Source organism: Streptomyces sp. 4F14, assembly GCF_048159485.1.
Taxonomy (GTDB): domain Bacteria; phylum Actinomycetota; class Actinomycetes; order Streptomycetales; family Streptomycetaceae; genus Streptomyces.
In genome coordinates this window covers 400,359-425,881 of the sequence record NZ_JBLRVY010000004.1, presented here as the reverse complement: position 1 = coordinate 425,881, position 25,523 = coordinate 400,359, and the positions used below count along the sequence as shown (strand labels likewise).

28 protein-coding genes, 1 tRNA gene and 2 pseudogenes are annotated in these 25,523 nt (G+C 68.8%); 21 read left to right on the top strand and 10 right to left on the bottom strand.

Translation table 11 applies throughout. From position 1 onward, the window contains the following. Positions 1-110: 110 nt before the first annotated feature. Positions 111-2,417, top strand: coding sequence for a polyprenyl synthetase family protein (locus tag ACLZOT_RS09090; RefSeq protein ID WP_416968251.1), 2,307 nt, complete (start codon positions 111-113; stop codon positions 2,415-2,417). A gap of 126 nt (positions 2,418-2,543) precedes the next feature. Here the strand turns inward: ACLZOT_RS09090 and ACLZOT_RS09085 are convergent, their stop codons facing one another. After that, entirely contained in the window at positions 2,544-3,224 is a 681-nt protein-coding gene (locus tag ACLZOT_RS09085) for a cytochrome P450 (protein ID WP_416968325.1), read from the bottom strand. Between the two features lie 144 nt (positions 3,225-3,368). Between ACLZOT_RS09085 and ACLZOT_RS09080 the strand changes: the two genes are divergently transcribed. Then, a complete protein-coding gene (locus ACLZOT_RS09080; protein ID WP_416968250.1) occupies positions 3,369-3,677 on the top strand; it encodes a transposase family protein in 309 nt (102 codons plus the stop codon). Continuing rightward, positions 3,593-4,105 (top strand): annotated as a pseudogene (locus ACLZOT_RS09075) (ISL3 family transposase); the annotation flags it as partial. The gene ACLZOT_RS09080 and the pseudogene ACLZOT_RS09075, both read left to right, overlap by 85 nt. A 108-nt stretch (positions 4,106-4,213) precedes the next feature. Here ACLZOT_RS09075 and ACLZOT_RS09070 read toward each other — a convergent pair. The 4 genes and pseudogenes from ACLZOT_RS09070 to ACLZOT_RS09055 form a co-directional block, all read right to left on the bottom strand. Then, positions 4,214-5,497: a transposase gene (locus tag ACLZOT_RS09070; RefSeq protein ID WP_416968249.1), complete on the bottom strand. Its 1,284-nt coding sequence runs from the start codon at positions 5,495-5,497 to the stop codon at positions 4,214-4,216. 97 nt (positions 5,498-5,594) lie between these two features. Then, positions 5,595-5,930, bottom strand: a pseudogene (locus tag ACLZOT_RS09065) (transposase); the annotation flags it as partial. Between the two features lie 356 nt (positions 5,931-6,286). Beyond that, positions 6,287-6,955 carry a hypothetical protein gene (locus tag ACLZOT_RS09060; protein ID WP_416968248.1) on the bottom strand — a complete coding sequence of 223 codons (669 nt, stop codon included), beginning with the start codon at positions 6,953-6,955 and terminating at the stop codon, positions 6,287-6,289. Positions 6,956-7,375: 420 nt separating this feature from the next. Continuing rightward, positions 7,376-8,077 carry a hypothetical protein gene (locus ACLZOT_RS09055; protein WP_416968247.1) on the bottom strand — a complete coding sequence of 234 codons (702 nt, stop codon included), beginning with the start codon at positions 8,075-8,077 and terminating at the stop codon, positions 7,376-7,378. A 50-nt stretch (positions 8,078-8,127) separates the two neighbouring features. Here ACLZOT_RS09055 and ACLZOT_RS09050 point away from each other — a divergent pair, with 50 nt between their 5' ends. After that, the gene (locus ACLZOT_RS09050; RefSeq protein ID WP_416968246.1) at positions 8,128-9,396 is read left to right on the top strand and encodes a sensor histidine kinase; all 1,269 of its coding nucleotides are present in this window, start codon (positions 8,128-8,130) and stop codon (positions 9,394-9,396) included. Then, complete coding sequence (locus ACLZOT_RS09045) at positions 9,393-10,061, top strand: response regulator (protein WP_416968245.1); 669 nt, start codon at positions 9,393-9,395, stop codon at positions 10,059-10,061. Before ACLZOT_RS09050 ends, ACLZOT_RS09045 begins: the two co-directional genes overlap by 4 nt. Positions 10,062-10,095: 34 nt before the next feature. Here the strand turns inward: ACLZOT_RS09045 and ACLZOT_RS09040 are convergent, their stop codons facing one another. The 5 genes from ACLZOT_RS09040 to ACLZOT_RS09020 are packed head-to-tail and all read right to left on the bottom strand — an operon-like array spanning position 10,096 to position 14,251. Then, positions 10,096-11,160, bottom strand: a complete 1,065-nt coding sequence (locus tag ACLZOT_RS09040) for a UDP-N-acetylmuramate dehydrogenase (RefSeq protein ID WP_416968244.1) — start codon at positions 11,158-11,160, stop codon at positions 10,096-10,098. 16 nt (positions 11,161-11,176) lie between these two features. Continuing rightward, entirely contained in the window at positions 11,177-12,214 is a 1,038-nt protein-coding gene (locus tag ACLZOT_RS09035) for a serine hydrolase domain-containing protein (protein ID WP_416968243.1), read from the bottom strand. After that, entirely contained in the window at positions 12,214-13,521 is a 1,308-nt protein-coding gene (locus ACLZOT_RS09030) for a UDP-N-acetylglucosamine 1-carboxyvinyltransferase (protein WP_416968242.1), read from the bottom strand. The genes ACLZOT_RS09035 and ACLZOT_RS09030 overlap by 1 nt, the downstream gene beginning before the upstream one ends. Positions 13,522-13,526: 5 nt before the next feature. Further along, positions 13,527-13,838 (bottom strand): hypothetical protein, encoded by a 312-nt coding sequence (locus ACLZOT_RS09025; protein ID WP_416968241.1) that lies wholly within the window; start codon positions 13,836-13,838, stop codon positions 13,527-13,529. After that, the gene (locus ACLZOT_RS09020; RefSeq protein WP_416968240.1) at positions 13,835-14,251 is read right to left on the bottom strand and encodes a hypothetical protein; all 417 of its coding nucleotides are present in this window, start codon (positions 14,249-14,251) and stop codon (positions 13,835-13,837) included. Before ACLZOT_RS09020 ends, ACLZOT_RS09025 begins: the two co-directional genes overlap by 4 nt. A gap of 239 nt (positions 14,252-14,490) precedes the next feature. Here ACLZOT_RS09020 and ACLZOT_RS09015 point away from each other — a divergent pair, with 239 nt between their 5' ends. The 16 genes from ACLZOT_RS09015 (at position 14,491) to ACLZOT_RS08940 (ending at position 25,475) form a co-directional block, all read left to right on the top strand. Then, positions 14,491-15,852, top strand: a complete 1,362-nt coding sequence (locus tag ACLZOT_RS09015; RefSeq protein ID WP_416968239.1) for a helix-turn-helix domain-containing protein — start codon at positions 14,491-14,493, stop codon at positions 15,850-15,852. A gap of 1,143 nt (positions 15,853-16,995) precedes the next feature. Then, the gene (locus ACLZOT_RS09010; protein WP_416968238.1) at positions 16,996-17,805 is read left to right on the top strand and encodes a hypothetical protein; all 810 of its coding nucleotides are present in this window, start codon (positions 16,996-16,998) and stop codon (positions 17,803-17,805) included. 251 nt (positions 17,806-18,056) lie between these two features. Beyond that, a complete protein-coding gene (locus ACLZOT_RS09005; protein ID WP_416968237.1) occupies positions 18,057-18,461 on the top strand; it encodes a hypothetical protein in 405 nt (134 codons plus the stop codon). A gap of 178 nt (positions 18,462-18,639) precedes the next feature. Beyond that, the gene (locus ACLZOT_RS09000) at positions 18,640-19,026 is read left to right on the top strand and encodes a hypothetical protein (protein ID WP_416968236.1); all 387 of its coding nucleotides are present in this window, start codon (positions 18,640-18,642) and stop codon (positions 19,024-19,026) included. 438 nt (positions 19,027-19,464) lie between these two features. Then, complete coding sequence (locus ACLZOT_RS08995; protein WP_416968235.1) at positions 19,465-20,007, top strand: hypothetical protein; 543 nt, start codon at positions 19,465-19,467, stop codon at positions 20,005-20,007. Further along, complete coding sequence (locus tag ACLZOT_RS08990) at positions 20,004-20,408, top strand: hypothetical protein (RefSeq protein ID WP_416968234.1); 405 nt, start codon at positions 20,004-20,006, stop codon at positions 20,406-20,408. The genes ACLZOT_RS08995 and ACLZOT_RS08990 overlap by 4 nt, the downstream gene beginning before the upstream one ends. A 230-nt stretch (positions 20,409-20,638) precedes the next feature. After that, positions 20,639-20,899 carry a hypothetical protein gene (locus ACLZOT_RS08985; RefSeq protein WP_416968233.1) on the top strand — a complete coding sequence of 87 codons (261 nt, stop codon included), beginning with the start codon at positions 20,639-20,641 and terminating at the stop codon, positions 20,897-20,899. A gap of 6 nt (positions 20,900-20,905) precedes the next feature. After that, on the top strand, positions 20,906-21,334 hold the full coding sequence (locus ACLZOT_RS08980; protein ID WP_416968232.1) for a hypothetical protein: 429 nt from the start codon (positions 20,906-20,908) through the stop codon (positions 21,332-21,334). 108 nt (positions 21,335-21,442) lie between these two features. Then, positions 21,443-21,715 (top strand): hypothetical protein, encoded by a 273-nt coding sequence (locus ACLZOT_RS08975; protein WP_416968231.1) that lies wholly within the window; start codon positions 21,443-21,445, stop codon positions 21,713-21,715. Further along, positions 21,700-22,059: a hypothetical protein gene (locus tag ACLZOT_RS08970; RefSeq protein WP_416968230.1), complete on the top strand. Its 360-nt coding sequence runs from the start codon at positions 21,700-21,702 to the stop codon at positions 22,057-22,059. Before ACLZOT_RS08975 ends, ACLZOT_RS08970 begins: the two co-directional genes overlap by 16 nt. Positions 22,060-22,218: 159 nt before the next feature. Beyond that, positions 22,219-22,292: transfer RNA gene (locus ACLZOT_RS08965), tRNA-Ile, on the top strand. 30 nt (positions 22,293-22,322) lie between these two features. Then, entirely contained in the window at positions 22,323-23,075 is a 753-nt protein-coding gene (locus tag ACLZOT_RS08960) for a hypothetical protein (protein WP_416968229.1), read from the top strand. Then, on the top strand, positions 23,065-23,742 hold the full coding sequence (locus ACLZOT_RS08955) for a hypothetical protein (protein ID WP_416968228.1): 678 nt from the start codon (positions 23,065-23,067) through the stop codon (positions 23,740-23,742). Before ACLZOT_RS08960 ends, ACLZOT_RS08955 begins: the two co-directional genes overlap by 11 nt. Further along, complete coding sequence (locus ACLZOT_RS08950; RefSeq protein ID WP_416968227.1) at positions 23,739-24,074, top strand: hypothetical protein; 336 nt, start codon at positions 23,739-23,741, stop codon at positions 24,072-24,074. Before ACLZOT_RS08955 ends, ACLZOT_RS08950 begins: the two co-directional genes overlap by 4 nt. Next, positions 24,071-24,292 (top strand): hypothetical protein, encoded by a 222-nt coding sequence (locus ACLZOT_RS08945; protein ID WP_416968226.1) that lies wholly within the window; start codon positions 24,071-24,073, stop codon positions 24,290-24,292. The genes ACLZOT_RS08950 and ACLZOT_RS08945 overlap by 4 nt, the downstream gene beginning before the upstream one ends. Continuing rightward, positions 24,282-25,475 (top strand): DUF932 domain-containing protein, encoded by a 1,194-nt coding sequence (locus tag ACLZOT_RS08940; RefSeq protein ID WP_416968225.1) that lies wholly within the window; start codon positions 24,282-24,284, stop codon positions 25,473-25,475. Before ACLZOT_RS08945 ends, ACLZOT_RS08940 begins: the two co-directional genes overlap by 11 nt. Positions 25,476-25,523 lie beyond the last annotated feature (48 nt).

Here is a 25,523-nt window from a genome sequence, read left to right as displayed (position 1 = left end):
AGTGGGAAGACACGCCAACGGCCGTGATCGCTTTCGTATTTCATCCAATGCAGTGAATATCAGTGCGATCGCTACCGCTCGGGCGTCAGGAAGCCTCTAGGTTCGCTGCAATGACCCGCTCTGTCTCCACCCCCACATCTCAGGTGCCCGCACCGGCACCACGTCCCATCGCTGACGTGCTGCCCTTCGGCAGCGCACGCATGTCAGCCGGTGTCGAGAATTGGCACCTGACGGGGCACCTGCGTGACGAGGACGGCGAAGCGCATACCTGGTCGGCCAGCGTGCTGCGCCATCACGACACGCAGAACCCGGCCAGAGGGCCGGGCCACTGTGTGTACATCGCGCACCACGGCCCGGCGGGCCTGTCATACGGCACATGGATCACGCCCCCTGCCTTCAAGGCGCTCCGTCAGGCGATCAGCTCGGACCAGAGCATGGATCCGCGGGTCCGCGCGGCGATGACCGAGGCCCTGGCGCAGGGCCCCTTTCTCCCCGACCGCTTGCTGCCGGAGCCGGTGGCGGAGAAGCCCGGGACGCTGGATCTCACCGCGGGCGATGTGATGGCGCTGCGTCGGAAGGACGACGGGAGCTTCCACCTGGTCTTCCAGGAGCAGGCACACTTCGACCTGCTTCTTACTCCCCTCAAGCCGGTGGTGCCGCAGTTCGATTGCGCGGCCTCCATCGCAGAGGGCCCGGCCGAGCTCACCTCGTCCGTCCTGCCACGTTTGGAGGCTTGCGGCACGCTGCTCACCAGCGACGGGACGGCAAAGCGGGTAGCGGGCCAAGCCTGGTTCGACCACGGCTGGGGCGCGATCCCTACCGGCGGCGCGCAGACGCTGGGTCCGTCGAACCTCGACAGGGGGTGGGCCGGCCTGCACCTCGACAACGGCTGGGACATCAGCGTCCTTCACATGAGCACCGGTGACTCCAGCTCGGTCGACTGCCCTTCGGTCCTCGCGTGGGCGACCGCCGTCGCCCCGGACGGCAGCGTCAGCCATCACGACCTGAGCTGGCAGCCGACCCGGCACTGGACCTCTCTGGCCACCTACAACACCTATCCCACCGCGGTACGGGTTCACGTTCCGGCACTCGACCTGAACGTCGAGCTCACCGCACCCGCCGCCGCGCGGGAAATCCGCACCCTCACCGTCGGCCGCGGCTTCTGGGAGAGCCCCGCCACCGCCCGCGGCACCATGCAGGGCGCTTCCGTGAGCGCCATGGCCGTCCTGAAGACCCTGCCCGACAACACGATCGGTGACTTCGAGCGCTACATGCGCCGCAGCCACGGCATCGCCCGGGCGGAAGCCGCAGCCGTCTACCCGGCCACTCCGGCCGACACCGCCGGCGTCGATCTCCTCGCGGGAACACACGACGGCACACTCCTGGACGCCACGGCCCACGCCCGGCTCCACGAGGCCCTCGCCGCGCCCGTCCTGCACCTGCTGAACACCTCAGGACGCTCCTGGCGCCCCTTCGTAGCGACATCGGTCCTGTGTCTCCTGGACACCGACCCCGAGCCCTACCGCCCGCTCAGCGCGGTCACGGAACTCCTGCACACCGCGGCACTGATCATCGACGACATCCAGGACGGCTCCCCCACCCGGCGCGGACTGCCCAGCGTCCACGAAGTCTTCGGCACCCCCGCAGCGATCACCGCCGGGACTCTCGGCTACTACACCTTCGACCCCCTGCTCCAACGCGTTCCCCAAGCCGACGCGGGCACGATGCTGCGCATCTACCAGGTCTACCTGCGCGCCATGCGCGCCGCGCACGCCGGACAGGCCCTCGACCTGGCCGGATACCGCATTACCTTCGACAGCGCCGTCGAAAGCGGGAACCCGGGCGCGCTTCTCGAACAGATCCGCACCACCCACCGACTCAAGACGGGCATGCTTGTGCGCAGCACCGCCGAGATCACAGCGATTCTCGCGGGCGCAGACGACGCACAACTCGGTGCGATCTGCCAGTACTTCGAGACGATCGGCGTCGCCTACCAGATCAGCGACGATGTCGCCGACCTGTACGGCATGTCCACCCCCGACGACTACCGGCAGGGCATCTTCGTACGCCCGCCCGCCCGCGACCTGGCCAACGGCACGGTCACCTACCCCGTGGCCCACGCCCTCGCCCTCCTCGACGCGGACAACCGCCGACGCCTGGCCACAGCCCTTCACGCCCGCACCGAAGCCGACGCCGCCCAGGCGGCCGAACTCCTGATGCACAGCGGCGCCCTGGAGGTGTGCCTCACCGAAGCCCGGGACCTGGTCGACCGGGCCTGGGACACCCTTGACCCACTGCTCCCGCAGACGCTGCACAAGGCGATGGTGCGCGCTCTCGGCTGGTACACCGCCCAGCGCGGTCCCGGAAACGATCACATCCCGACCGAGCGGCCCACACCAGGTTCCGGCTGCGCCTGACCGCGAGGCCGCCGCGAAAGCCGCAGCAGTCCGGGCGCCGTTCGCGTGGCACTTCTTCTTGCCGTGCCAGCACCGCGCACTGTCACCGGACTTGGGCTGGGGCTGGGATCGCTGATCTCGACCGGTCTACCGGGCAGACCTTTGGGTCACCTGCATGCGCAGTCCGTTCGGGGCCAGTGTGATCGCCAGGGAAGGGCGAATGCGGCAGCCGGGAGTTGGGGTCAGACGCCAGCGGGCTGTGATGGTGGCCAGGGCGATGGTGGCATGAGTCATGGCGAAGTCTTCGGCGATGCACTTGCGGGCGCCGCCCCCGAAGGGGAGGAAGGCGTGGCGCGGTGGCTGTGGACGCCGTTCGTGGTCCCAACGGTCGGGATCGAAGCGGTCGGGGTGCTCGTACAGGTCGCGCCGGCGGTGAATGACGTAGGGGCTGTAGACGATGGTCATTCCGGCGGGAACGTGATGGCTGCCCAACCGGGTATCGGCGGTGGCGGTGCGGGGTACCAGCCAGGCCGGCGGGTACAGGCGTAGCGCTTCCTTGATGACCCGAGCGGTCAGCGGTGGGCGGGGCAGGTGATCAACATCTGCCCCGGCGCCCGCAAGGACAGCATCGACCGCGGCGTGGACTCGGTCTTCGACCTCTCGATGCTGCGCCAACAACAGGAGTGCCCAAGCCAGCGTGGTGGCAGTGGTATCTGTCCCTGCCAAGTAGAAGGCCGTGAGCTGGTCGATGATTTCTCGGTGGGTGAAGCTCTGGTCTCGGGTCTCTGTTCCTGCGGAGGGCCGGACGGCCAAGAGGGCGGAAAGCAGATCTCCGGGGTCTGTCGGCGCTCACGTAATGGGGCTCTGGCGATGATCACGTGACGTGCGCTGGTCGGTGTGTCGTGCGGGCGAGACCCCAGGGTCCGCAGGTCATGATGTCCGGCGTGCATATCGCTGAGCGTTGACGGGCTTGTGCCGCAGTTCGCGGCGGTGACGGTGGAAGGCGTCGACCAGGATGGGGACTTGGTGACGTTCCGGGTGCGGGCGAAGGCGGTCGGTGCGGCGTGCTCCGGCTGCCGCAGGCGCTCGTTACGGGTCCATGCGCGCTACCAATGTCAGCTCGCCGACCTCCCGCTCGGCGGCCACAGAGTGCGGGTAGTCGTGCGTGTTCGCCGGTTCAAGTGCGCCAACTCCCGATGCGCGCAGTCCACGTTCTCCGAGCAGATCCCGGGGCTGACCACGCCGTTCGCCCGCCGCACCCCGCCACTGACCAGGCTCTGACCAACGTTGCTCTCCCGCTGGCCGGCCGTCCTGGATCCAGGCTCGCGGAACGACTCGCGATGCCGTGCTGCCGTGACGTGCTGATCCGGCTCGTCCGCGCCCAGCCGTTGCCCGAGGCCGGGCGGATCACGGTACTTGGCGTGGACGATTTCGCAGTCCGCCGCCGCCAGTCGTACAACACCATCTTGATCAACATGGACGACCACAAGCCCGTGGACGTGCTGCCCGATCGCGAGGCGGACACGCTCGCGGCCTGGCTGCGCGAACACCCCGAAATCCAGGCCATGTGCCGGGACAGGGCAAGTGCGTATGCCGAGGGCATCCGTTCAGGCGCCCCGCAGGCGACCCAAATCGCAGACAGGTTCCATTTGTGGAAGAACGTGTGCGAGGCGGCGGAGAAGACCGTGGCCGCCCACCACCGCTGCCTGCGCGAAGCCGCCGCGGCCCCGGTCGAGCCTGTGGCGTCGGAGCCTGTCAGTCCTCTCTCTAGTTACGACATGAACATGACTCTGTCGGGGATCTTGGTGCGGGCGGAGTCAAGTGCCCAGGGTTCGCCAGGACTTCGGATGCGGGATCTCGTGTTGGTCGAGGTAGTTCTGGAGGGCAGTCGGCTGGCGGGGGCTGGGGGCTTCCTCAGCCGGCGGCAATCCGCTGAGGCGCTCGATGTTGACGGCGATGGCTGTCAGAACGTGCTGGACGTGAGCTTTTCCCTGCGCTCGGTAGCGGCAGTGTCGTATGCCGTGTCCGTGGGCGAACTCGTTGACCGTGCTCTCCACTCCGGAGCGGACCGCGTAGCGGGCCTTCCACTCGGGTGTCTGCTGCTCGGCGCGGACGCGGAGTTGCAGGTCGCGGAGCTCTCGTGGTGGGAATCCCACGGTGCGGGCGTCGTCGGCGGTGCTGGTGCACTGGGTGCGGGTCGGGCAGGGGCGGCACTGGCTCTTGGTGAACCGGGCCACGATCAGCGGGGCCGCGGTGGGCGACGAGGTTGGATAGGGACCGTGCCAGCCCGCGCTGACCTGTCCCTGGGGGCAGGTGACCTGCTGCTTATCGTAGTCGATGTGGAAGTCGTCCCGGGCGAAGCCCGCGTTCTGACGGTGCTGGCGGGTGGGGTTGCTCTTCAGCGGTCCGGAGACGGTGACCTGGTGTTCGCGGGCGGCTTGTTCCAGGTGGGGCAGGGAGGTGTAGCCGGCGTCGACCAGGTGCTCGGCGGGGAGCAGTCCGCGACGGGCGAGACGGGTGTGGATGCCGGGCAGGACCTGGCTGTCGTGGGCGGTGGCCGCGGTGGTGGCGACATCCGTGATCACGTTGGGGCCGTCGGCGGTGCAGGTCTCGGTCAGATGAGCGGCGAACCCCTTCCAGCTGATGATGTGCCCGTGCCGCGCGTAGCGGGCCGAGGTGTCGTAGGGCGAGACGATCGCCCTCGACGACGGCGGCAGACCCGCCCCGCCCTCCTTCTCGGCGGTGCGCCAGCGCAGGTGTCCTGCGGCATCACGGTGATAGTTCTGCACCATGATCTGCCGCAGAGCCCGGACGCGGGGGCCGGACATGCGGTGAGCTCCGTGGCAGTGGAGGTGTTTCAGGAGCCGGACGGCGTCGTTTCCGGTGGCAAGAATCCTGGTCATGGGCTTGGTGGGGTTCTTGCCCAGGCGGACCGGCCGGCCGTAGCGCAGCCCCCAGCCCTCGTCGACCAGCCCGTCCAGCAGGTGAGGAGAGATGCCTGCGACCTCTTCGAGCGCGGCACGGACCGCCTCGGTGACCAGCTCCAGACGGGTCAGGTCCCGCACCGCGGCCAGGACGTGCGTGGTGCGTGGTGCGCTCACGGACGAGATCTGCCCCCTTCAGGCGCGCGAGTGCGAGGTCGAGAAGGCGGTCGGCGCGGCCGTCCTCGGCGAGACGGTCGCGGAAATCGGCCAGCACACTGTGGTGGAATCCGGGGTCGTCCAGCTCCATGGCCAGGGCGTACTTGAAGTCAATGCGGCAGCGGACCGACTCGGCGGCCTGCCGGTCCGACAGACCGAGCACGAACTGCAGCACACACACGGTGGCCAGCTGAGCGGGCGACAGCCCCGGACGCCCGTCCCGCGGGTACCAGTCGGCGAAGTCCTCGTCGCACCACAGCCCGTCCAGCCGGTCCCGCACCCATATCGCCGTCGTGCCACCCGGGTTGCTCACCCGCGCGACCCGCGCAGTCAGAGACGGGACCTGCTCACCGGAACGAGGGCGAAGGGACAACGGACACCTCGACAGCTTCATCGGCCTGAACTGTCCCGAGCATGCCCGTTGACCATGCCGCCGCACCGGGAAACTCCAAGATCCCCGACAGAGTCAAGGACAGAGGCTGGCCCTGAGCCTCGCATGACACATTGACGGCACCTCGCGAGGCAGCGGTGACTGGGGCCCTTTGTGCGCGCGAGCCGCTGCGCAGACGCCGTCGGGCCGGGCGTCTCAGCCCGGTGTGCTCGTCGTCATGAGCTGCTGACTCGCCGTGGTGGCCGGTGGCCCGTTCGACGGCTCCGGGGATCCACCGGCGTGAACCGCCGGTGGATCCCCGGAGCCGAAGTGGCAGCTCGGACGCGGCCGGGCCGCAGCGAGGCGCCGGCCGCTGGTGGTTATGCCGTGCCGCAATCCGACAGGCTGTTGGTGTTGGTACGGATGTGGCCGCCCCAGATGTAGCCCGCGGTGTTGGCCCACTGGACCCCAGTGCGCCCGGGCCGCTCGATGCCGAGAACCATCCGGTTGCCCAGGTTGTCGTTGATCTTGCAGATTCCGGCCACGTCATCACCCGCCCACGAAGTCCCGATCCGCGGGGTGCTCAGCCCCGGACCGGAATACAAGCCGGTTTCGATCGTGCGGAGGCCCTGTCCGTAGCCGTCGCACGACGGCAGGTTGCCGGTGTCTGTCTCCCTGATGTCGGGGTCGAAGACGTAGCCGGCGGTGTTGGCCCACTGGACCCCGGTGCGCCCGGGCCGCTCGATGGCGAGGAGCATCCGGTTGCCGACACTGTCACGGGTCTGGCAGATGGCGGCGACGTTGTCGCCCGCCCACGCTGTTCCGACCCGCGGGGTGCTCAGACCGGGACCGGAGTAGACGCCGGTGTCGATCCGAGGGGTGACTCGCCGCCCGATGCCGAGGAGTTGAGCGGCCGGTGCCGCTTTCGCCTCGGCCGTCTCACGCACGGTGCGGCTTCCGGGGCTGTCCGCTGCCGGTGCGGCGGCGGCGCCCAACGTCACAGCCGCACAGGCCGCAAGGACGACGGACAGGGGTTTTGAGATGCGCATGATGGTTCCCTTCTGATTCGATGCCCGACCGACAGCCGTCGTGCGTCCCACTGGAATTCGGTGGTCCGGTGCACGCACGCCGTCGGCGCTGAAAAAGCGATATTCCTGCCGGGCAGACTTGGCGTTCCCCTTTTTTCATCCTGCCGAACGAAATTCCCATTCGGCGGAATTCTGAATAGATCCTCCCTTGCGGCAGGACCGATTGTTTCGGAAGCGGCTACGGGGGCGAGGGCGCGACAGATGCGCGGTCTCCCGAACCGGGCTTTCAGCAGCTTTTCGAACTGCTCGTCGAGGTCGGCCTCACCGCGCATCCCGGAGGAGGGGTCCACCGGCCGTTGCGGACGGCCGGCCCGGAGGCTGCGCCCGCGATCAGCCTCATACACGCATGCCCCCCTTTGTGCCGCATCCGCTCGCGCCCGGTTATCCCTTCATCCCCTTCACCTGCTGCCGACGGCGGAGGTAGTAAGCGACAGTGACCACGCCCAGCAGCGGCCCCCAGGCCAGCATCGGTGCGTAGGCCACGGCCATGATCACGCCCGCCAGCCCGTTGGGGGAGTCCTGAATCTCCTGCTGGGTCATGTCAGGGGCAATCCACTCCTGGACGCCCATGACGCTGAGAAAGGTGACCCCGAGCGCGCCCAGGGCAGCCGGCACGACCGCTGCCATGACCGGGACCGTTCTGCCACCGAGGAAGGGGATCCACCGTGGCACCACTTCTCCCCATGGCTGCACGAGCCCGAGCGTCAGCAGCGCCAGACCCTCCGCGATGGCGCTGAGCACGATGACATACAGCGTGATCCAGCCGGGACCGTCGTACAGCTCGGCCATCTCCCCGTGAAAACCGACGGGGATCCCCGCCCCGAGAGCCAGCCGCCACAGCCCGGAGGGCAGGGCGGTGAACGGCACGGCGTGGGCTGCCCACACGGCCCAGCGCGGCACGGTCGCCTTGAAGTTCCCGGGAAGTGGGATACGTGGTGAAGCGGTCGTCGTCACGGCACGGCCTTTCCTGTCTGCGCTGCCGGAGTTCACCGGAGCCGGCGTGTAGAGACCAGCTTCGGGACCGGGCACCGGGAGCCGCCATGTGCCGATCGGGCTGTTCCCGCCGTTGACGTACGTGCCCATATGCCGTTCGGCAGGGGGCGGTTCGGGAGCGCGGTCCGTAGAGTGGGGACATGCGCACGAGAGCTGAGCGCTTGCGCGCGGGGCGGGAGAACATCGGTGTGGCCGTCGTGTGTGCGGTGGCCCTCGCCGGCGTCGGGACCGCGCCGGCGTTCGGCCCTCTGGTCACGGTGCCCGCCGCGTTCGCGTCGGCGAGCGCGGTCGGTGTGCTGCTTCTGCGGACCCGTACCCGTCGGAGGCTCGCTGCCCTCACCTGTGCGGCCGGTCTCGTTTCACTGGCCGCCACCGCCGCCGTCCCGCTGTTCGGAGAACGGCAAGAAGACGCGGGAACCGGGGGCGGCTGGCTGCTCGCGGAGTCCGCAGCGCTGCTCGTCCTGACCGCCCTGACGGTACGAGCAGCGCGCTCCGGCCGGCACGTCGCCTCAGCGGCGGTGGCCGCAACGGCCGTGCCGGTGACGCTGACGCGGTTCTGGTCGGGGCCTCCCAGCCTCGTCGCCCTCGCAGGGAGTGCCTTCTGGGTGCTGCTCACCCTGCTCGCCGCCGCGGTCGGGCTCTACCTGCGGTCGCTCGACGACGGACGGATCCGCTCCGTTGCCGAGGGCCGCCGTGCGCAGCGCCTGCAACTCGCCCGCGATCTGCACGACTTCGTAGCCCACGACGTGAGCGAAATGCTGGCGCTGGCCCAAGCCGGGCAGTTCCTGGCCGAACGGGATCCGCGGAAGACATCACAGACAGCACAGGCGGACATGTTCCGCCGTATCGAACAGGCGGGGTTGCAGGCCCTGGCGTCTTTGGACCGGACGGTGCGGATGCTTCACGACGACGTCGACGGAAGGGCCGGGGGCGTGTACGCGGGCGGGGACAGGGACCGGGAGCCGACCATGCGTACGCCGCTTCCTGACCTGGAGCAACTGCCCGAACTGGTCGCGCGTTTCTCCGCCTCCGGCACCGCGCGCGTGGACCTCCATATCGACCCCGAGCTGCGGGACACCGCGCGGCGGGACGTGACCACGACGGCCTACCGCGTCGTCGTGGAATCGCTCACGAACGTACGGCGTCACGCCCCGGCCCCACGCCTGGTGGATGTGGCACTTCGCCACGACGGAGGGGCACTGGTGGTCACGGTGACCAATGACGCACGCTCCACGACCGCACCCCCGGCGATGGGAGACTGCGGGGGCAGGGGCCTGCGCGCACTGACCCAGCGGGTCGAGGCGATCGGCGGGGCCCTGTCCGCCGGTCCCCACGATCCGCCGGGGTGGCGGGTAACCGCCGTCCTGCCGCTGACCTACTGCGACGGGGACGGGGGCGGGGCCGGGTGAGCGGATCAACCGGACCGACCCGGCTGCTGATCGCCGACGACCAGGAGAACATCCGCGGCGCCTTCCGGATCATCCTCGACGCGCAACCCGACATGACCGTGATCGCCGAGGCGGGCGACGGCGTCTCGGCCGTCGAGCAGGCCCGCGTTCTGCGACCGGACGTCGTACTCGCCGACATCCGGATGCCCCGGCTCGACGGTCTCGAAGTCACCCGGATCCTGGCCGCACCCCAGGAGGGCGAACCGATCCGTGTCATCGTGGTCACGACGTTCGACCTCGACGAATACGTCCACACCGCGCTGCGCAACGGTGCCTGCGGGTTTCTGCTCAAGCGCTCGGGTCCCGCCCTGCTCACCGAGGCTGTGCGCGCCGCCATGGCGGGTGACACACTCATCAGCCCTCAGCTCACCGTGCGCCTGCTGCGCGACCTGGCCACGCCGCCGCCGAGCCCTCACCGCGATGCCCTCGACCGGCTCACCCACCGCGAACAGGAGATCACCCGCCTGGTCGCCCAAGGCCGGACCAACGCCGAGATCGCCTCCGAGCTCTTCATCGCCCCGGGCACCGTGAAGAACCACGTCGCGGCCGTCCAGCGCAAACTCGGCGCCCGTAACCGTGTGGGGATCGCCGCCTGGGCCTGGGAAACCGGCCACGCTGTGCCCTAGAGGGGAGTGCGGGTGGGCCTGCCGGTCGCGTCCGTCATCCAGGGAACGGGAAGACCGCGCCGTGCAGCGTGGTGTCGGTGGACGGCCGCCGGGGTTCGGGCGTGATCTGGATGGATGTTGCCGAGAAGACACGGTCCGCGAGCGTCCGCAGGGCGGCGTCGAAGGATGTGCTGGTGGCGCCGTGGTGTGCGGTCAGCGTCAGGGTCCGGCGGGAGGAGCAGTGCACGCCGGGGGCGATCTGGGTACCGGGCCGGTACCCGATGTTTTCCAGGAGCCAGCCCGCGCTGGCTCGCAGCTTGCCGCTGTGAGAGCGGTTGACGGGGCCGCCGGCGGCCCGTACGGCTTGGGCCTGTTCGCCCGTGATGAGGGGATTCAGGAAGACCGAGCCCGCCTGGCGGGAGTCCGGTCCGCACGTGGACAGGGACAAGCCGCGGTTGTCGCGGTCGGTGAGTACGCCGTGGGCTGCTTCGTTGAGCGGTGGCCGCACGCCCAGAGGAACGCCCAGCAGGTCGGCGAGGTGCGGGTAGGAGACGGGGGCGGCGTAGGTGGCGCGGGTGAGGACGAGGGTGATGGTGAGGATCGTCCATCGGCCGGGTTGGTTCTTGAAGATGCTGGTGCGGTAGCCGAAGTCGCAGTCGACGGGGGACAGTTCGACACGGTGGCCGCGGTGCCAGTCGTAGGCGGTGAGACGGGTGAGGGTGTCGGACATCTGCTGGCCGTAGGCGCCGGTGTTCTGGACGGGAGCGGCGCCTGTGGTTCCGGGGATGCCGCCGAGGTATTCGATCCCGGACAGGCCCTCGGCGACGCTGAACGCGACGAGGTCGCACAGCGGGTGTCCTGCCTGGACGGTGAGCTCCACGTGCTCGTCGTCGAGGGTGCGCGGCTGGATGCCGTGGGTGGCGATGCGGAGGACCGTTCCGTGGAATCCAGCGTCGGCGGCGATGGTGTTGCTGCCGCCGCCGAGAACGTACAGGGGGGCCGGGCTGCGGTGGATGTCTCTCGTCAGGTCGGTCCAGGTGACGGGGTCCTGGTGGGTGAGGATCCGGTCGGCGGGTCCGCCGAGACGCAGTGTGGTGTGGCCGGACAGCAACTCACCCATGGGGTGCCTCCGTGTCTCAGGTGGCGGTGATGGTCTTGAGCGCGAGGACCCGCAGTGGTGCGATCTTGGTGCGGGCGTTGCCGCCGTAGACGGCGTTGGTGCAGATGACGAGGTAGCGGCCGCTCTCCGGCGCGAGGTAGAGGCTCGTGCCGGTGAACCCGTGGTGGTAGGCGACGTGTCCGCCGGCCGCGAGGATCCAGGACAGGCCGCGATCCAGGCCGGGCTCGATCGGGGCGTGGGGGACAAGGCTGGCGTGCAGCCATCCGCCCAGGCCGTGCTCGTCGCCGTCCGCGTGTGCGGCCAGGAGCCGCTGAGCGTAGACGGCGAGGTCGGCGGGGGTGGAGAACACCCCTGCGTGGCCGGCGATGCCGCCGAGCAGGCCGGCGTTGTCGTCGTGCGGGGCGCCCCAGGTCCTCGGGGCGCCAGGGATGCGCTGCTCGGTCGGGGCGACCCGAGGGGTGCGGGCGACGGGCCCGTACACGGTGGTGTTCATCCCGAGTGTTCCCCACAGGTCCGCGCCCAGCTGGTCGAGGGGGCGGCCGTGGATGTGGGCGAGGGCCAGGCCGAGCAGGATGTAGCCGCGGTTGATGTAGCGGTGCCGGCCCGGGGCGACTTCGAGCGGTTCGCGGCACAGGAGTTCGTGCAGCGGCAGGTCGGCGCCGCGGTAGTGGTCGAGGCGGGTGGAGGCACGCAGCCCGGAGGTGTGGGTGATGAGCCGGCGGACGGTCGCCTCGCCGCTGGGGGTCTCGCTGTTCATCGGCGGCAGGACGTCGCGGATCGGGGCGTCGAGGTCGAGCAGGCCGGCATCCAGGGCCTGGCCGATCAGGGGCCAGGTGGCGACGACTTTCGTCAGCGAGGCGATGTCGTAGAGGGTGTCCTGGCCGGGTTCGGTGTCGCCGCACTCGGGAGCGACTTGGCCAGCACTGAGGAACTGGGGCCTGGCGTTGGTGGTGCCGTAGGCGATGACGCCGCCGGGGGTGGCGCCGTCGGCGACGACCTGGTCGAAGGTGTCCCGGAGGCGGGTGGTGTCATCGGCGGTGAACGGGACGGGCATCAGGGGCCTCCGGGGATGGTGGTGATCGCGGCTCCCAGCGTGGCCAGATGGGGCAGCAGGCGGGCGTAGCCGCGCCGGAGACGGAACATTCCTCGGATCGTAGAGGCGCCGTCGGCGGCGAGTGCGGCGATCAGCAGCGCGGTCACCGCACGGATGTCCGCGGCCTCCACCTCGGCGCCGCGCAGCCGGGCCGGTCCGCGGACGCGGAGGACCGAGCCGGTGGCGGTGATGTCGGCGCCGAAGGCGCACAGGCCCTGGACATGGGTGTCACGACGGGGGTAGATGCGCTCGCCGATCACCGAGATGCCGTCGGCGAGGGTGAGCATCGCGGCCAGCTGCGGCGCGGTGTCGGTCGGCAGACCCGGGTGCGGGCCGGTCGCCGCCTCAGTGGCCCGAAGCGGCCCGTCAAGGCGTGTCCGCACGCCACCGCTCGGATCGTCGGCCAGGGTGATGCCCGCTTCGGCGAGGGCGCGGGTGAGGCCGCCAGGGAAGCCAGAGGCGGTGATGTTGTCGAGGTGGACGCTGCCGCCGGTCGCGGCGGCGGCCATGACCATGGTGGCGGCCTCGATCCGGTCCCCGGCCACCGCGAACGTGCCGCCGGCGATCCGGTCGCTGCCGGACACGTGCAGGCCCTCCCGGTCGACGTGGACGAAGGCGCCCCGGTCGGCCAGGAAGCGCGCGGTCTCGGTGACCTCCGGCTCGATCGACGGGCGGGTGATCAGGCTGGTTCCGCGGGCGCGGGCAGCCAGCAGCATCGCTGTGACCGTCGCCCCGAGACTTGGCCCGTACGGCGTGTTCACGTCCACGGTGAACGCCCTCACCCCGTGGACGCACCGAGCGCGGATGCCGGTGTCGCTCGCGATGACCTCGGCGCCTGCGGCCTGCACCGCCGCGAGGTGCCGGTCGATCAGGCGGGGGCAGAACGCGTCGCCGCCGGGATAGGGGAAGGTCACCTGCCCGGTGCGGGCCAGCACCGCGGCGGCCAGCACGGCGGTCGTCCGGACCCGGCGGCCGAGTTCCGGATGGATGACCGGGCGGATGGTGCCCGGCGGGGACACCGTGAAGCATCCGCCCCGGGTGTCGACGCGGGCGCCGGTGCGGCGCAGGATCTGCGCGCACACCCCGGTGTCGATGATGTCCGGCGCCCCGGACAGGACCACCGGGCCGTCGGCAAGGAGCGCGGCGGCATACAGGTGCAGGGCGATGTTCTTGCTGCCCTGGACCGGGACACGGCCGGACAGCGGGCGTCCGCCGATGACCTGCACGAGGGCGGTGTCTATGGTGTCGCGGGCGGGTGCGGTGGCCACGGCTTTCACCGGACCCGGGAGCCGGCGGGCAGGAAGCCCCCGATGTGGTCGCGGGGGTAGACCACAGTGCCCGGCCCGATCAGGGTGCCCGGCGCGAGGACGGTACCGGCGGGCAGCGCCACCTCGTCCCCGACAATGGCGCCGAACTTCGTCTGGCCGGTGGAGATGCGCTGCCCGTCAAGGTTGACGGTGATCTCCTCGATCGCCGGTTCCGCGACAGGGCCGCAGTCACACCGCAGTCCGGTGGCGGAGCAGAACGAGCCGATGTTGACGCGCCGTCCGATCACCGAGTCGCCGACGAAGCTGGGGTGTTTCATGAAGACGCGCCCGGCCAGCAGGCTGCGGGTGACCTCCGCGCCGAACCCGATTCGGCAGCCGGGCCGATCACGCTGTGGTCGCGCACCAGCGCGCCGGCCGCCACCACGGCCCCCGCGCAGACCAGGACCGGACCGATCACCTGGGCTCCCGCCTCGATCCGGGCCCTCGCCTGGACGATCACATCGCCGTGGAGCAGGGCGCCGTCCTCGACCACACCCTGCCCCTCGCGGAGCTGCTCGCCCCCGGCATCGAGGTCGGCGGCCATTGCGGCCTTGATACCGAAGACGCTGGAGCAGCCCTCCAACAGGCGGGCGACATACGGCCCGAGGCACTCGGAGCGGAAGTAGTAGTCGGGGGCGAGTCGGGCGTCGACGGCCGGCGCCGTGGACGGGACGGGATTCGCGAACTGCATCAGGACCTCCCGGAATCACGGCGGCCCGTGGCTGCGGGCCGTTCGTTCTCGAAGGTCGGCGCTACCGCCCCGACAGCGGGAGGGGCGCTGCCCTGGCCTGCAAAGCCGTTTGCATCGCATGCAAGCGGCCTGTCGGCCGCGCAGTTCCCAGGACTATGGTGAAGGCGGCGCAGCCTCGGCTACCGGCGGAACGGGGTACAGATGCGGTCAACGGATCACGAGCGCCCCTCGAGGTTGGAGTGAAGCCCGGGGAACTGGTGCGGCAGATCCGGCAGGCGAAGGGGTTCACTCTTGCCGGGCTCGGCAAGCTGACCGGATACTCCGGGGCTCAGGTCTCCCGGTACGAGCGCGGCATCTCACCGATGACGGACATCGACGTACTGCGCCGCTGCGCCGACGCCCTCGAACTCCCGCACCAGGCATTCGGCCTCGCACCGCCCGCCCCCCGGCCGGACGTTCGACATGGTCAGCCGGTCGACGCAACCAGCGTTTTCCCCCGGCTGCCTGCCTCTCAGGTGGGAAGATCCGGTTGGGAGGACGGTGACGACCCGGTGCGCCGACGAAAGCTGCTCACAAACCTGGCGGCCACAGCCGCTTCGGCTGTCGGCGCCCCACTCCGCGGGAGCGGCACCGCGCAGGCCGACGAGGCGCCGCTCGGAGAGCTGCTGGTCGCCCGACTGCGGGACGCGATGCTTGGACTCGGCCCGGCCCTCGCGACCCCTCCGGCTGACAAACTGGCAGCTCACTTCACCCGCGCACTCGCCGACTTCGACGCCTGCCGCTATGCATCCCTCGCCGTCCGCCTGCCGCGCCTGATCCGCGCCGGCCACGCGCTGACCGCTCCCGACGGCGACACCGCGCAGTACGCCTTCCTCGCCAAGAGCTACCTACTGGCGACGCGCATGCTCGTGAAACTGGACGAACAGCAGCTCGGCTGGATGGCGGCCGACCGCGCGCGACAGCTCGCCGAGGCCGCTCAGGCCGTCCTTGCCGTTGCCGAATCCGCCCGCCAACTCGCTGTTCTGGCCCGGAAGGCAGGCTGGCATTCCGAGGCACTCTCGATCGCACTGTCGGCCGCCGACCACCCGGACCTACGCCGCACCGGACCGGCCGGGACTGCGGTACGCGGCCTTCTCGTGCAGAGCGCCAGTTACACCCTCGCCCGCAGGGGCGACCGGGACGGGATGCGGGAGCTGACCGACGAAGCCGCCGCCATCGCCAAGGAACTCGGCGGCGGAACCCTCCTGCGCGACCACGGCGGAGGCTTCAGCCCACTCACCGTGACACTGCACAGAATCAGCGCCGAGAACCACGCCGGCGACCCCCTGGCGGCGCTCGCCGCCGCCCGCTCGATCTCCCTCAAGGCGCTGCCCAGCGGCGAGCGCCGCTCCCGCGCGCTCAGCGATATCGCCGTCACCTGCGACCGCCTCGGCCGCCGCACGGACTGCGTCCGCACGCTGCTCTGTGCAGAACAGCTTGTTCCCCAGGAAACCCACGCCCGCCCGGCGACCAAGTCCCTCATCTCCAGCCTGCTGGTCTCCGGCCCCACATCGACGGAACTGCGCGGCCTCGCCACACGCAGCGGCGTGCACACGTGGTGAACGTCCCGGCCTCGGCCAGGAAGCACGACTTCATGCCCGTCAAAGTGTCGCTGGTCCTGCCGGTTCCGGTAAGACGAGAGACACGGCGCAGTCCGCGAGAACCAGTGGCCGCAGCCCCGCAAGGGAGCAAGAGAACGGTGCTCAGACTGTAGAACTGCACCTGCGCAGTGACTGCTACCCATTGGTCGCCCCTGCTCCGCACTCTGCCGCACCACCTGGGAAAGGTGGACGCTCTTCCTGACCAGACGCCGCCCGCTGCCTCCACTGGGGAGCCGAACCGCGCAGTCCCAGAACATCCAGAACCGTCCAACCGATGAAGCCCAACTCGGCGACCGACATCGTACCCTCACCGCACTCCGGGCCATCGAACGCACCGCACCCGAAGAAGCCCGGCGCCCCGCCATCCGCACCTTCACCGCCGAACTCCTCCACACTCCCGGAAACGTCTCTGGCCTACGCGAGTTCGCGGCACGCACCGGAGCCGTCGGTTCCCTGGGGCGCAGCCCATACCTCTCGGTCTTGGGGCGGGGCAACGCGGAGCTGGTGAAGCGGCCGGCTCTCTTTTCCGGAGCAGCCGACCACGGCCTCGGGTGAACGAGTTCCACGCGAGGTGATATAGCGGAACCATTCCGTGAATGAATACATTTCGGCGCCCCTGCCGTTGCAGCTTCCGTTCCCTGTTCCTATCTCGATTCCCATCTCGGTACCCATTAGACAGGAAGCCCCTGGGGCTGGATTCATTGCAGGTCCGGGGGCATTTAAGTCCTGCCGATGCCCAGCGCAACTAAGTACCCAGAAGGGGTATCCCTGAGTAGACGCGTGGAGGGACGGCCGGGCGTGCTGCTGGCTGGCAATATTTCATGCATGGAATGAATCCCTTTCCGATTACTCTGACTGCTGCTCTTTCGGTTCGGATTCTCTCGCTTTTTCGTATGCGGCCGACTTCCTCTTTTCCGGATTGGCGATGCGGCCTTTCGGTGGGATTCGCTGAATGGTGAATGGTCGCTTCTCGGGGTGTTCTGAATTTCTCTAGGCAAAACGGGAAGGCTGTCCAATTCGGGTTGCATTGCCTTGAAATGGCGAGACAATTGAATTGCCGAAGCGATTCGGAATGGCGAGTGCCCCGGATGATCGGAGAAGGTCATGGAAAATCAACAGACAGGAACCGGGAATGTAGCGATCCGGAAGAGTGAGCCGGTCACGGCGGAAGATCTCAAACACGTGACAGAAGAAGACTTCGCCGAATTACGGAGCATTGCGCGCCGCTACTGCCGCGCGGTCGACGCGACCCGTTCCCGCAAGCGCATGGACGGCAGTGCCACCGTGGCGCGGAGCGGGCGCGCGCTGTACGGCACCGACGACGCGAGCGACGACGTGACCCAGGACGCAGTCTTGATCTTCGCGAAGCGGCTGCGGGACATCGTGGAAAGGTTCGAGGTTGCGGCGGTCTGGGTCGGCACCCGCGAACCGTGCGCATGGCAGTACGTCCGCCGGGACGGCGAAACGATCATCGTCACGCGGAGGAAGATCCAGTACTGGGCGGTACGGGATGCCGCCGCCCGGAACGGATACCGGCTCGATGCCAGCCTCAAAGGGAACGGCGAGATTTCTGGGAAGCAGATCCCGTATGCCGACAAGCTTTCCACGCTCGCAGTCACCCCGTATCTGGCGGGCAACAGTGCAGAGATCTTCCGCTCGGTATGGGGAGACGGAAGCGATTTCCCGACGCTTCGCGTCATCCTCCGGTACGCCAACGAAGCAGACGACCTTGGTCGTTCGGGCATCCTATCCAAAGCGGCTGAGGAACTGTACGGGGGGCCGCGAAATTCGACGTCAAAAGTGCTGCGCGCCCGGAATGCGGGGACCAAGGAATTGCGTACCCTGTCCGCCTTGCTCGATGCCGCGCGAGAAGAAATGGTCTACCGCAGCACGCGCGTACAGAAAGACGACTAGGCGCGGAATGTGCGTCAGTGACCCCCGGCCGTCCGCAGTCGGGGGTCACGTTTGGGAGATCTCAAAGAATCTTCGAAAATTCTCTCACGATCGGTATTTGGGCGGCTCGGGACGACGTATTTAGGTGAGAGCGCATCGCGCTTCAGTAAGAATTTCACCGGCTGAGTTCCACCTGAACGTGCGACTCGTACGCGCGCTGATCGGGGTGCTCATGCCGGAGCCCCCATGTCCTGATCTGTTAGAGAGGGATCATGGAAGCAAAAAGCGCGATAAAGCTGATCTCTGATGTGATCTACAAGCCCGGTTGGGTCTTTGTCGCCAGCGATCACACGGGCCGTTTCGAGGATTCGATAACGGTCCGGATCGAGTACCCGGCGCGCAACAGCAACCGGGATCAAGCCCTGTCGGGCTACTCGGAGGAGATCAACACGTACGCGGAATTCCCGTTGGTCGTCAAGGACTGCACCGACGAGGACCTGTACGCGGCACTCCTCCGGATGATCGTGTCGGTCGAGGAGCACGAAGCGCGGGAGTTCCTGCGCGTGGAGCCGACCCAGTGGGCACCCTTCCACCCGCACCGGGCGGACGGGATGCGCCGGTGGGCGGCGCGCACCGGCAGGGACCTGAGCGCCGATCTTCAGTTCGGACTCGCGTGATGTCCCCCCGGACGTGGCGCATGATCGCCTGGTGCATGCTGTTCTTCTGGCTCGGACAGCTTGTCGCGCTCTACGCATACCGGTGAGCGCGTCTGCCGCGTGGCATGGGTGCGGCGTCCCCCTCGACAGGGGGACGCCGCCGCCCGTCCGCAACAGGCACATGATCGAGGAGAAGGTCATGCAGCTCATCCACGACGCGACTGCCTCTGTCGTCGAACCGGGCGCCACGATCCATCTGGCGTCCGGCCCCAGTGAGGGGCAGGCGTGGCGGTTCGAGAAGCTCAGCGAGCATCCGACGGACGGTCACCGTGTCCACGCGAGCCGCTCGCACCCCAGGATCGGCCGCGTCCACCGGGAGTTCCACCCCCGGCTGTTCGGCTGCACGGTGAAGATCGACCTCCCTTGGTACGCGGACCGGGCGCGTCTCCTGCACGTCGTACAGCACACGGGGGCGACGTGCGTGAGCGCGTTCACGGCGGCGGTCGTCGCGTGGATGGTCCACGAGTACGGCAACGCTGAATGGGGCCCGCTGCTCACGATGTTGGGCGTGCACGCGGGGGAGTGACTGTCAGGCCACGAGGGGCACGCGTCCATGCCGGGACGCGCGCCTCTCCAACCGTGCAGTCCCGCACGGCCTTGCCATGCCGGGCGGGAACCCTCGATGGAGAGGACCGGACGCGTCCGTTCCGACGATCACCGAACTGGCCTCGCTGTACGACGACCTGTTCTCGACCGGCAGGCCGCGACCGACACCGGGTTACAGCGCCACCAATTGGCGATCTTCGACCTGGCGACCGGCGCGGAGATCACCCTGTAGAAGCGGACGGGCACCAATTGGTCGCGCCTGCCCGCACGGGGGCCGTACGACGACCCCACCTTTGAATGAGGGCCCTGGAGAGGACGCCAGCGGGGATGCCGCCCCGCCGCGCCCGGGCCGAGAGCTCGGGCGCACGGCGCCTTGAGGGCCCTCACCCGTCCCGTTTCTTCGGAGAGGAACCGGACTATGCCCAAGCTTGCCACGCAATCGTGGGCGGTGCGACGGGCTCTGGCATCCCGTCAGCCGTTCACCACCTACGGCGCGTTGAGCGCCACGGACCAACGGTCCTACCGCGTCGGGCGGTTACCGGAGCGGTGGGCCGACCTGTACCGGTCGGACGCCGATGCCGGACGCATCCGCTACCAGGTCTTCAGCTACAGCACCCCGATCGCGTGGGTGCTGGACGACGGTACGGCCGTCGTACCGCAGGTGCGTTACTCGATCACCACCAATCATCATCAAGCGCTGCTGTACGCGCTGCTCTCGGAGCCGGACAGCTTCCCGCAGGACACCCCGGACGAACCGGCGTTCGCGCCGACTCAGGCCCCGGGCAGCTGGGACTGGCCGAGGTACGACGCCGCCCCCACGCTGCGCGTTCTGCCGGGGCTGTTCGTCCGGCGGGACTTCGCGCCGGTGCGCATGGAGTACAGCGAGAGCTACAGCGTCCGGCAGGGCTGGGCGACGTCGTACGACGTCGGCCCCGCGTCCGGCGTGGAACAGGCGGCGTGACCATGGCGTACACGATCGAGATCACCCGCCGTGTGGTCGGCTACCGCACCCCGCAGGAGGTCACCCCGGAAGGGGAAACCTGCGGCGGGCAGTGGATGGACGGCGACGCCCGCACGATCGAGCGGCCGTCCACCAGCCGCGCCGTGTACGACGAGTTCGACGCGCAGACGTGGGACGACGACGTGATCGCCTGGGCCGTCGACGCGATCGGCCCGACCGGGGCGGTCGAGCCGTCGTCCTGCCCGGTGGGTACGTCCGTACCCGAACACGCCTGGCTGTCCGGCCGGTACGACGACCCTTACGAGGGCGACAACCGGGTCACGGAAACCAGCGTGCGGCTGACCGATGACTGGTCCCCGCAGGAGCGCGCGGACGTCTTCCACGCGCTCGACCGGAGCTGAAACAACCTCCTTTCACGCATACGGCGGACGCGTCCGCCGTTCCCGACGCCCGTACCCCCTCAACTCCCCACCCCGGAGGGGGTACGGGTCCGCCGGGGGTGCCACCACCCGAAGCGATGCTCGGGTGGTGGCACCCCCGGTCTGCCCCTGCACGGGGCCTGCCGGGGCGCTGTCGTGTCCGGCGACGGTGTCCCGGTCCTTCCCACGACCTGAAGGAGAGGGACGATCGCATGAACACGGAGAAGATGATCGAGATCACGGCCGTCTTGAAGATGGTCGAAGAGGTGGCGTACGAGTTCGAGGCCGAGGTGACCGTACCGGTCTCGGTGGCCGACGACCCGCAAGCCCTGACGGTGTACCTCGCCGAACACGAGGAACTGTGGCGCGACCAACTCCAGCGCACCGACAGCGACCCGACCGACGTGACTGAGAGCCCACTGTCCAAGGGAAAGTGGCTCAAGGTCCTCCAGCCTGGCACCCCTCCGGAGTGAGCAGGCATGATCATGAGCGAGCGGTACGACATCGGGATCGGTCGGCGCGTGCGTCACGTCGACACCCCGGCGGGGGCTTCCGCGATCGTCAGGGCGTTCTACGCCTACCCGCTCGTGACGGTCGAATGGGAGGCTACCGGGCGGGAGTCCACAGAGAACAGGGCTTACCTCACCCCGGTCTTCACCGACATCACGGTGGACGAGGTCACGGACGACAGAGGGTGTGCCTTGCGCGTCACCGCGTACGTCGGGGCCGATCGCCGAGGTGAGCGCATTGTGATCGAGAAGTGGCGTACGGCGTCCCGGCTCGGGCATCCGGCCGGGACGATCACCTACTGCCCGATCACCGGCCCGGACGCGTCCGCCGAGACGCTGGAGCCCGAACGCACAGTGTTCGAGGACGAGTTGTACCCCGACGTCGCGGCCCTGTTCTGACGGGACGTCATCACACGGAAGTTCCCAGCACCGGCCTCCGGAGATCCCTGGAGGCCGGTGCACTTTCCTGTCCGGCCATCCCACCTGCCCGCCGAAGGGAGGCACGCCATGATCCCCATCGAGGCATCCGAGGAGACGCGCGAGCAGTACATCCGCAACATCATCACGACGTGGTACGCCGCCACCCCGGGGCAACTCCGGCGCGGGCGTACGTGGTACCGCACCGTCCATGACGTCGTATCCCTGATCACCGACGGCCACATTCGCGCGGGGGCCGGCGTGATCGCCGCCCTTTCGGCGAACAAGCCCTGGGCGCAGAACCGGCGCCTGGCACGCCAGGCATACCGGTCGGCCACACCCAGAACGTGCTGGCCAAGGTGAACCGGATCATGGCGGGCGCGGAACCCGAAGAGGTTCTCCCGGCGTCCCGCAAGACGGGCATGTTCTTGCCGTGCATTGCCGACCCGTGCGATCCCGACGCGGTGGTGATCGACTGTCACACCCACGGCATCGCCGTCGGCGAACTCTACGGCCGGCGCGACCGGGGCCCGGGCAGCGCCCGCCGGTACGCGATGCTGGCCTGCTGCTACCGCGAAGCTGCCCTGCGGCTGGGCGAGTTGCCGAGCACGGTGCAGGCCGTCGCCTGGGTGGTCCACACCGAACGCATCGCGGGCACCGGAACCCGTCCGCCCCTCGACGTTTCTGATCCGTTCGAAAAAATCTGACGCGAGCCGGTATTTGGGCTCTGCGCGGCCCCGTATTTGAGTGAGGAAAGAAGATGCGGCGAGGGCATCGGAAGCCCTGTCGGAAGAAATTCGGGCGTCAGGTATCACCCGCCGGAATGATGCTCAGGGCGGGGGAGCGTGTACGTCTCACCCCGGCTCGGTTGCGTAGCTCAGCCGGTAGAGCGCCGGTCTTATAAGCCGTGAGGTCGCGGGTTCGAACCCCGCCGCAACCACCTCCATCTCTTGATAGACGGAAACCTGAAATGACCCTCCATGTCGTCCAGCTCTCCGGCGGGATCGGGAGCTGGGCCGCTGCCCAACGCGTCGTCGCAGAACACGGAACGCGTGATCTCGTCCTGCTGTTCGCCGACACCCTCGTCGAGGACGAGGATCTCTACCGGTTCCTGGACGACGCCGCTGAGCAGATCGGCGTCACGGTCACCCGCGTCGCCGACGGACGCACCCCCTTCGAGGTCTTCCGCCAGCGCCGCTTCCTCGGCAACAGCCGCCTCGCGCCCTGCTCGGACTTCCTCAAGCAACGCCCCTGCCGGTCCTGGCTTGAAGCCCACGCCGACCCGGCGGACACGGTGCTGCACATCGGCATCGACTGGTTTGAGGAGCGCCGCGTGCCGGCGATCGTGCGGGGCTGGGCGCCGTGGACGGTGGCCTTCCCGATGTGCGACCCGCCGTATCTGACGAAGGAACAGATGCTGGACGCGGCCCGGACGGCGGGCCTTCGGCCGCCCCGGCTGTACGCGTTGGGCTTCGCCCACAACAACTGCGGCTCGCTGTGCGTACGCGGCGGACAAAAACACTGGGCTCACGTCCTGGACGTCTTCCCCGAACGGTACGCGCAGTCCGAACGCGAGGAACGGGAACTGCGGACCGAACTCGGGGACGTGGCGATCCTGCGCGACCGCACCGGCGGCCATTCCCGCCCGCTCACCCTGACCGATTTCCGCGAGCGCCAGGAATCCCAGGAAGGGCAAAATCGACGGAGGAATCATGATCATTGACCAGAACAAGATGATGCCGTGGAAGATCATCCACTACACGCGGGTAGAAGTACGCTCCGGCGTATTCGATGGAGTCTTTCTCGGTGTCGACGGCGACCGCTGGATCGCCGGCCGGATGTACACGGGCAAGACCATGTCCGACGGATTCGACGAGAACGGGGAATGGCGGTACTCCCATTCCTGCACCTCGCCCAACCGGTTCGGCGTCCGCAATATGCGTGATGCCATTGCCAGTTACATCGAGATGGGGCGCGCGGCGCTGGTCGGAGACGTCGTGTTCGAACGGAGCACGTGGGACACCGTCGACCGGTACCTCGTCGGCCAAGTCCCCCTGGACGGTGTGGCCGACCTGGCGGCGGGCTGGGAGCGCACGGCGGTCGGCGGGTCGGTGAATGCGCTCGGCGGCAGCACCTACCTCCTGCCTGCCACCTTGGCGAAGCGGCAGCTGCTGGGCTACCTCCGCCGCACCGTGTCCGAAGCCGGTCAGCCCTCGACCTGTCAGGGGCTGAGCCTCGACGAGGCGTACGAGCAGGTGATCGGTGCGGACGGCCCTGTGCGGTTCGAAGTAGGCCGCAACACCTACTGGCTCACTCACGACGGCCACTACAACGACCGCCACGGCTTCCGCCGCCACCCCCATGCGGAAAGGAGAGGAAGCGATTCATGACCGACAACTTCGAGTGCTGGGAGAGCGACTGCACGGCGACCCCCACCCACGCCCTGCGGACCGACCGCCTGTGGACGGTCCTGGAAGTCTGCGACGACCACATCGGCCGGGCCGTCACGTTCTTCATGAAAGTGCACGGCCGCAAGGTCGAGCCGTTCGTCGTCGCGCCGATCGCCTTCGGCGCGGAGGCAGGTATCTCTGTGCCCGTGATCAAGGCCGACCTGCTCGACGAAGCGGCCCGCCGTATCCAGGCGGAGGCCGACGTCGAGGAACCCGGCAAAACCCGCGTGATCGAAGTGCTGCGGGAGATGCGCAAGGAGCCGAGGTCATGACCGAAGACGACTTCTGGCTCGGCCACCTGCACGGATACGGATACGACGACACGAACGGCGACGTCTGGCTCGACTCGATGATCGACGAGCCCGGACCCCACTTCCGGTGGACCGTATTCGTCCGCCTGTCGAGGCCCGCCCAAGTGGACCTCGCCGCATTCCTTCTCACACAGATCTTCAGTGAACCCGACACGAAGGAGCCCAACGATGACGCATGACGTCAACACCGCCTTCGCCCAGGAGAAAGCCGGGCAGATCGAGGACGCGCGAGCACAGGCCCGCGCGTTCCAGGACCGTATCGACCGGGGCGAGATCGAGCACCTCGGCGCCGACCGCTACCGGGTCCGCACCGGCCTTGACGCGGGCGAGGTCTTCACCGTACGGCGCGGGGTGCGCGGCGAGGTCGAGGAGAGCCTCGCGCGGCACGGCCTGGACACCACCACGGGCACCGCCGCCCTCTACACCACCATCCCGGCCTGGCACGGCCTGGGCGCCGTGATCCCGGGCGGGATCACCGACGTCGACGAGGTGCTGAAACTGGCCCGCATCGACTGGGAGGTTGTCAAGCGGCCCGCCCTGTTCGAGTGGGACGACGGCATCCACGCCGCCACGGGCCGGTACGTCACGGTCCGCTCGGACACCAGCCGTGCCCTGGGCACGGTGGGCGACCGATACGAGGTCTTCCAGAACGCGCACATCTTCCGCTTCCTCCAGGACCTCGTGGAGGAGCACGACGCGGTCTGGGAGTCGGCCGGAGCACTGCGCGGCGGACGCAAGGTCTTCGTGACCATGCGCATGCCCCACTCGATCGTGATCGACCGGGGCGGCCTCGACGACGAGATCGTCCTCTACCTCGCCGCGATCAACTCCCACGACGGGACGTCGGCGGCCGAATCGGTCGTCACCCCGTGGCGCATCGCCTGCGGCAACACCGAACGCTTCGCCAGCCGCGACGCCGTCCACCGCTGGGGCATCCGCCACACGAAGAGCGGCCTCACCACCCTGGACGAGGCCCGCCGCACCCTCGGCCTGACCCTCGCCTACGCCAACGCGTTCGAGGCCGAGGAGAACCACCTCGTACGCACCGACCTCCTGATCGACGAGTTCCACGACCTGATCGACAGTCTCTGGACCGTCGACGAGGACGCCACCGACGCCGCGAAGACGTCCGCCCGGGCCAGGCACGACCACCTGGACGGCATGTTCCGCGACCGCGCCCGTCGGCTGGGCCGCACCGCGTACGCCGCCGAACGCACCGTCACCGACTACCTCGACCACGACCTGCGCGTCGTCTCCCGCGACCTCGGAGACGAACTCGCCCGCGCACAGAGGGCGTTGGAAGGAGGTGCTGACGACCTGAAGTCCCAGGCCCACCGCCAGCTCCTGCTGCGTACGCGGTGAAACAGGACACCGCCGTACCCAGCCGACTCAGCGGCCCGCCGATCGGCG

Coding starts and splice junctions, on each gene's coding strand:
- ACLZOT_RS09090 (WP_416968251.1), top strand. CDS start 111: ATGACCCGCTCTGTCTCCACCCCCACATCTCAGGTGCCCGCACCGGCA.
- ACLZOT_RS09060 (WP_416968248.1), bottom strand. CDS start 6,955: ATGCGCATCTCAAAACCCCTGTCCGTCGTCCTTGCGGCCTGTGCGGCT.
- ACLZOT_RS09055 (WP_416968247.1), bottom strand. CDS start 8,077: ATGGGCACGTACGTCAACGGCGGGAACAGCCCGATCGGCACATGGCGG.
- ACLZOT_RS09050 (WP_416968246.1), top strand. CDS start 8,128: ATGCGCACGAGAGCTGAGCGCTTGCGCGCGGGGCGGGAGAACATCGGT.
- ACLZOT_RS09040 (WP_416968244.1), bottom strand. CDS start 11,160: ATGGGTGAGTTGCTGTCCGGCCACACCACACTGCGTCTCGGCGGACCC.
- ACLZOT_RS09035 (WP_416968243.1), bottom strand. CDS start 12,214: ATGCCCGTCCCGTTCACCGCCGATGACACCACCCGCCTCCGGGACACC.
- ACLZOT_RS09025 (WP_416968241.1), bottom strand. CDS start 13,838: ATGAAACACCCCAGCTTCGTCGGCGACTCGGTGATCGGACGGCGCGTC.
- ACLZOT_RS09020 (WP_416968240.1), bottom strand. CDS start 14,251: ATGCAGTTCGCGAATCCCGTCCCGTCCACGGCGCCGGCCGTCGACGCC.
- ACLZOT_RS09010 (WP_416968238.1), top strand. CDS start 16,996: ATGGAAAATCAACAGACAGGAACCGGGAATGTAGCGATCCGGAAGAGT.
- ACLZOT_RS09005 (WP_416968237.1), top strand. CDS start 18,057: ATGGAAGCAAAAAGCGCGATAAAGCTGATCTCTGATGTGATCTACAAG.
- ACLZOT_RS09000 (WP_416968236.1), top strand. CDS start 18,640: ATGCAGCTCATCCACGACGCGACTGCCTCTGTCGTCGAACCGGGCGCC.
- ACLZOT_RS08995 (WP_416968235.1), top strand. CDS start 19,465: ATGCCCAAGCTTGCCACGCAATCGTGGGCGGTGCGACGGGCTCTGGCA.
- ACLZOT_RS08985 (WP_416968233.1), top strand. CDS start 20,639: ATGAACACGGAGAAGATGATCGAGATCACGGCCGTCTTGAAGATGGTC.
- ACLZOT_RS08980 (WP_416968232.1), top strand. CDS start 20,906: ATGATCATGAGCGAGCGGTACGACATCGGGATCGGTCGGCGCGTGCGT.
- ACLZOT_RS08975 (WP_416968231.1), top strand. CDS start 21,443: ATGATCCCCATCGAGGCATCCGAGGAGACGCGCGAGCAGTACATCCGC.
- ACLZOT_RS08960 (WP_416968229.1), top strand. CDS start 22,323: ATGACCCTCCATGTCGTCCAGCTCTCCGGCGGGATCGGGAGCTGGGCC.
- ACLZOT_RS08955 (WP_416968228.1), top strand. CDS start 23,065: ATGATCATTGACCAGAACAAGATGATGCCGTGGAAGATCATCCACTAC.
- ACLZOT_RS08950 (WP_416968227.1), top strand. CDS start 23,739: ATGACCGACAACTTCGAGTGCTGGGAGAGCGACTGCACGGCGACCCCC.
- ACLZOT_RS08945 (WP_416968226.1), top strand. CDS start 24,071: ATGACCGAAGACGACTTCTGGCTCGGCCACCTGCACGGATACGGATAC.
- ACLZOT_RS08940 (WP_416968225.1), top strand. CDS start 24,282: ATGACGCATGACGTCAACACCGCCTTCGCCCAGGAGAAAGCCGGGCAG.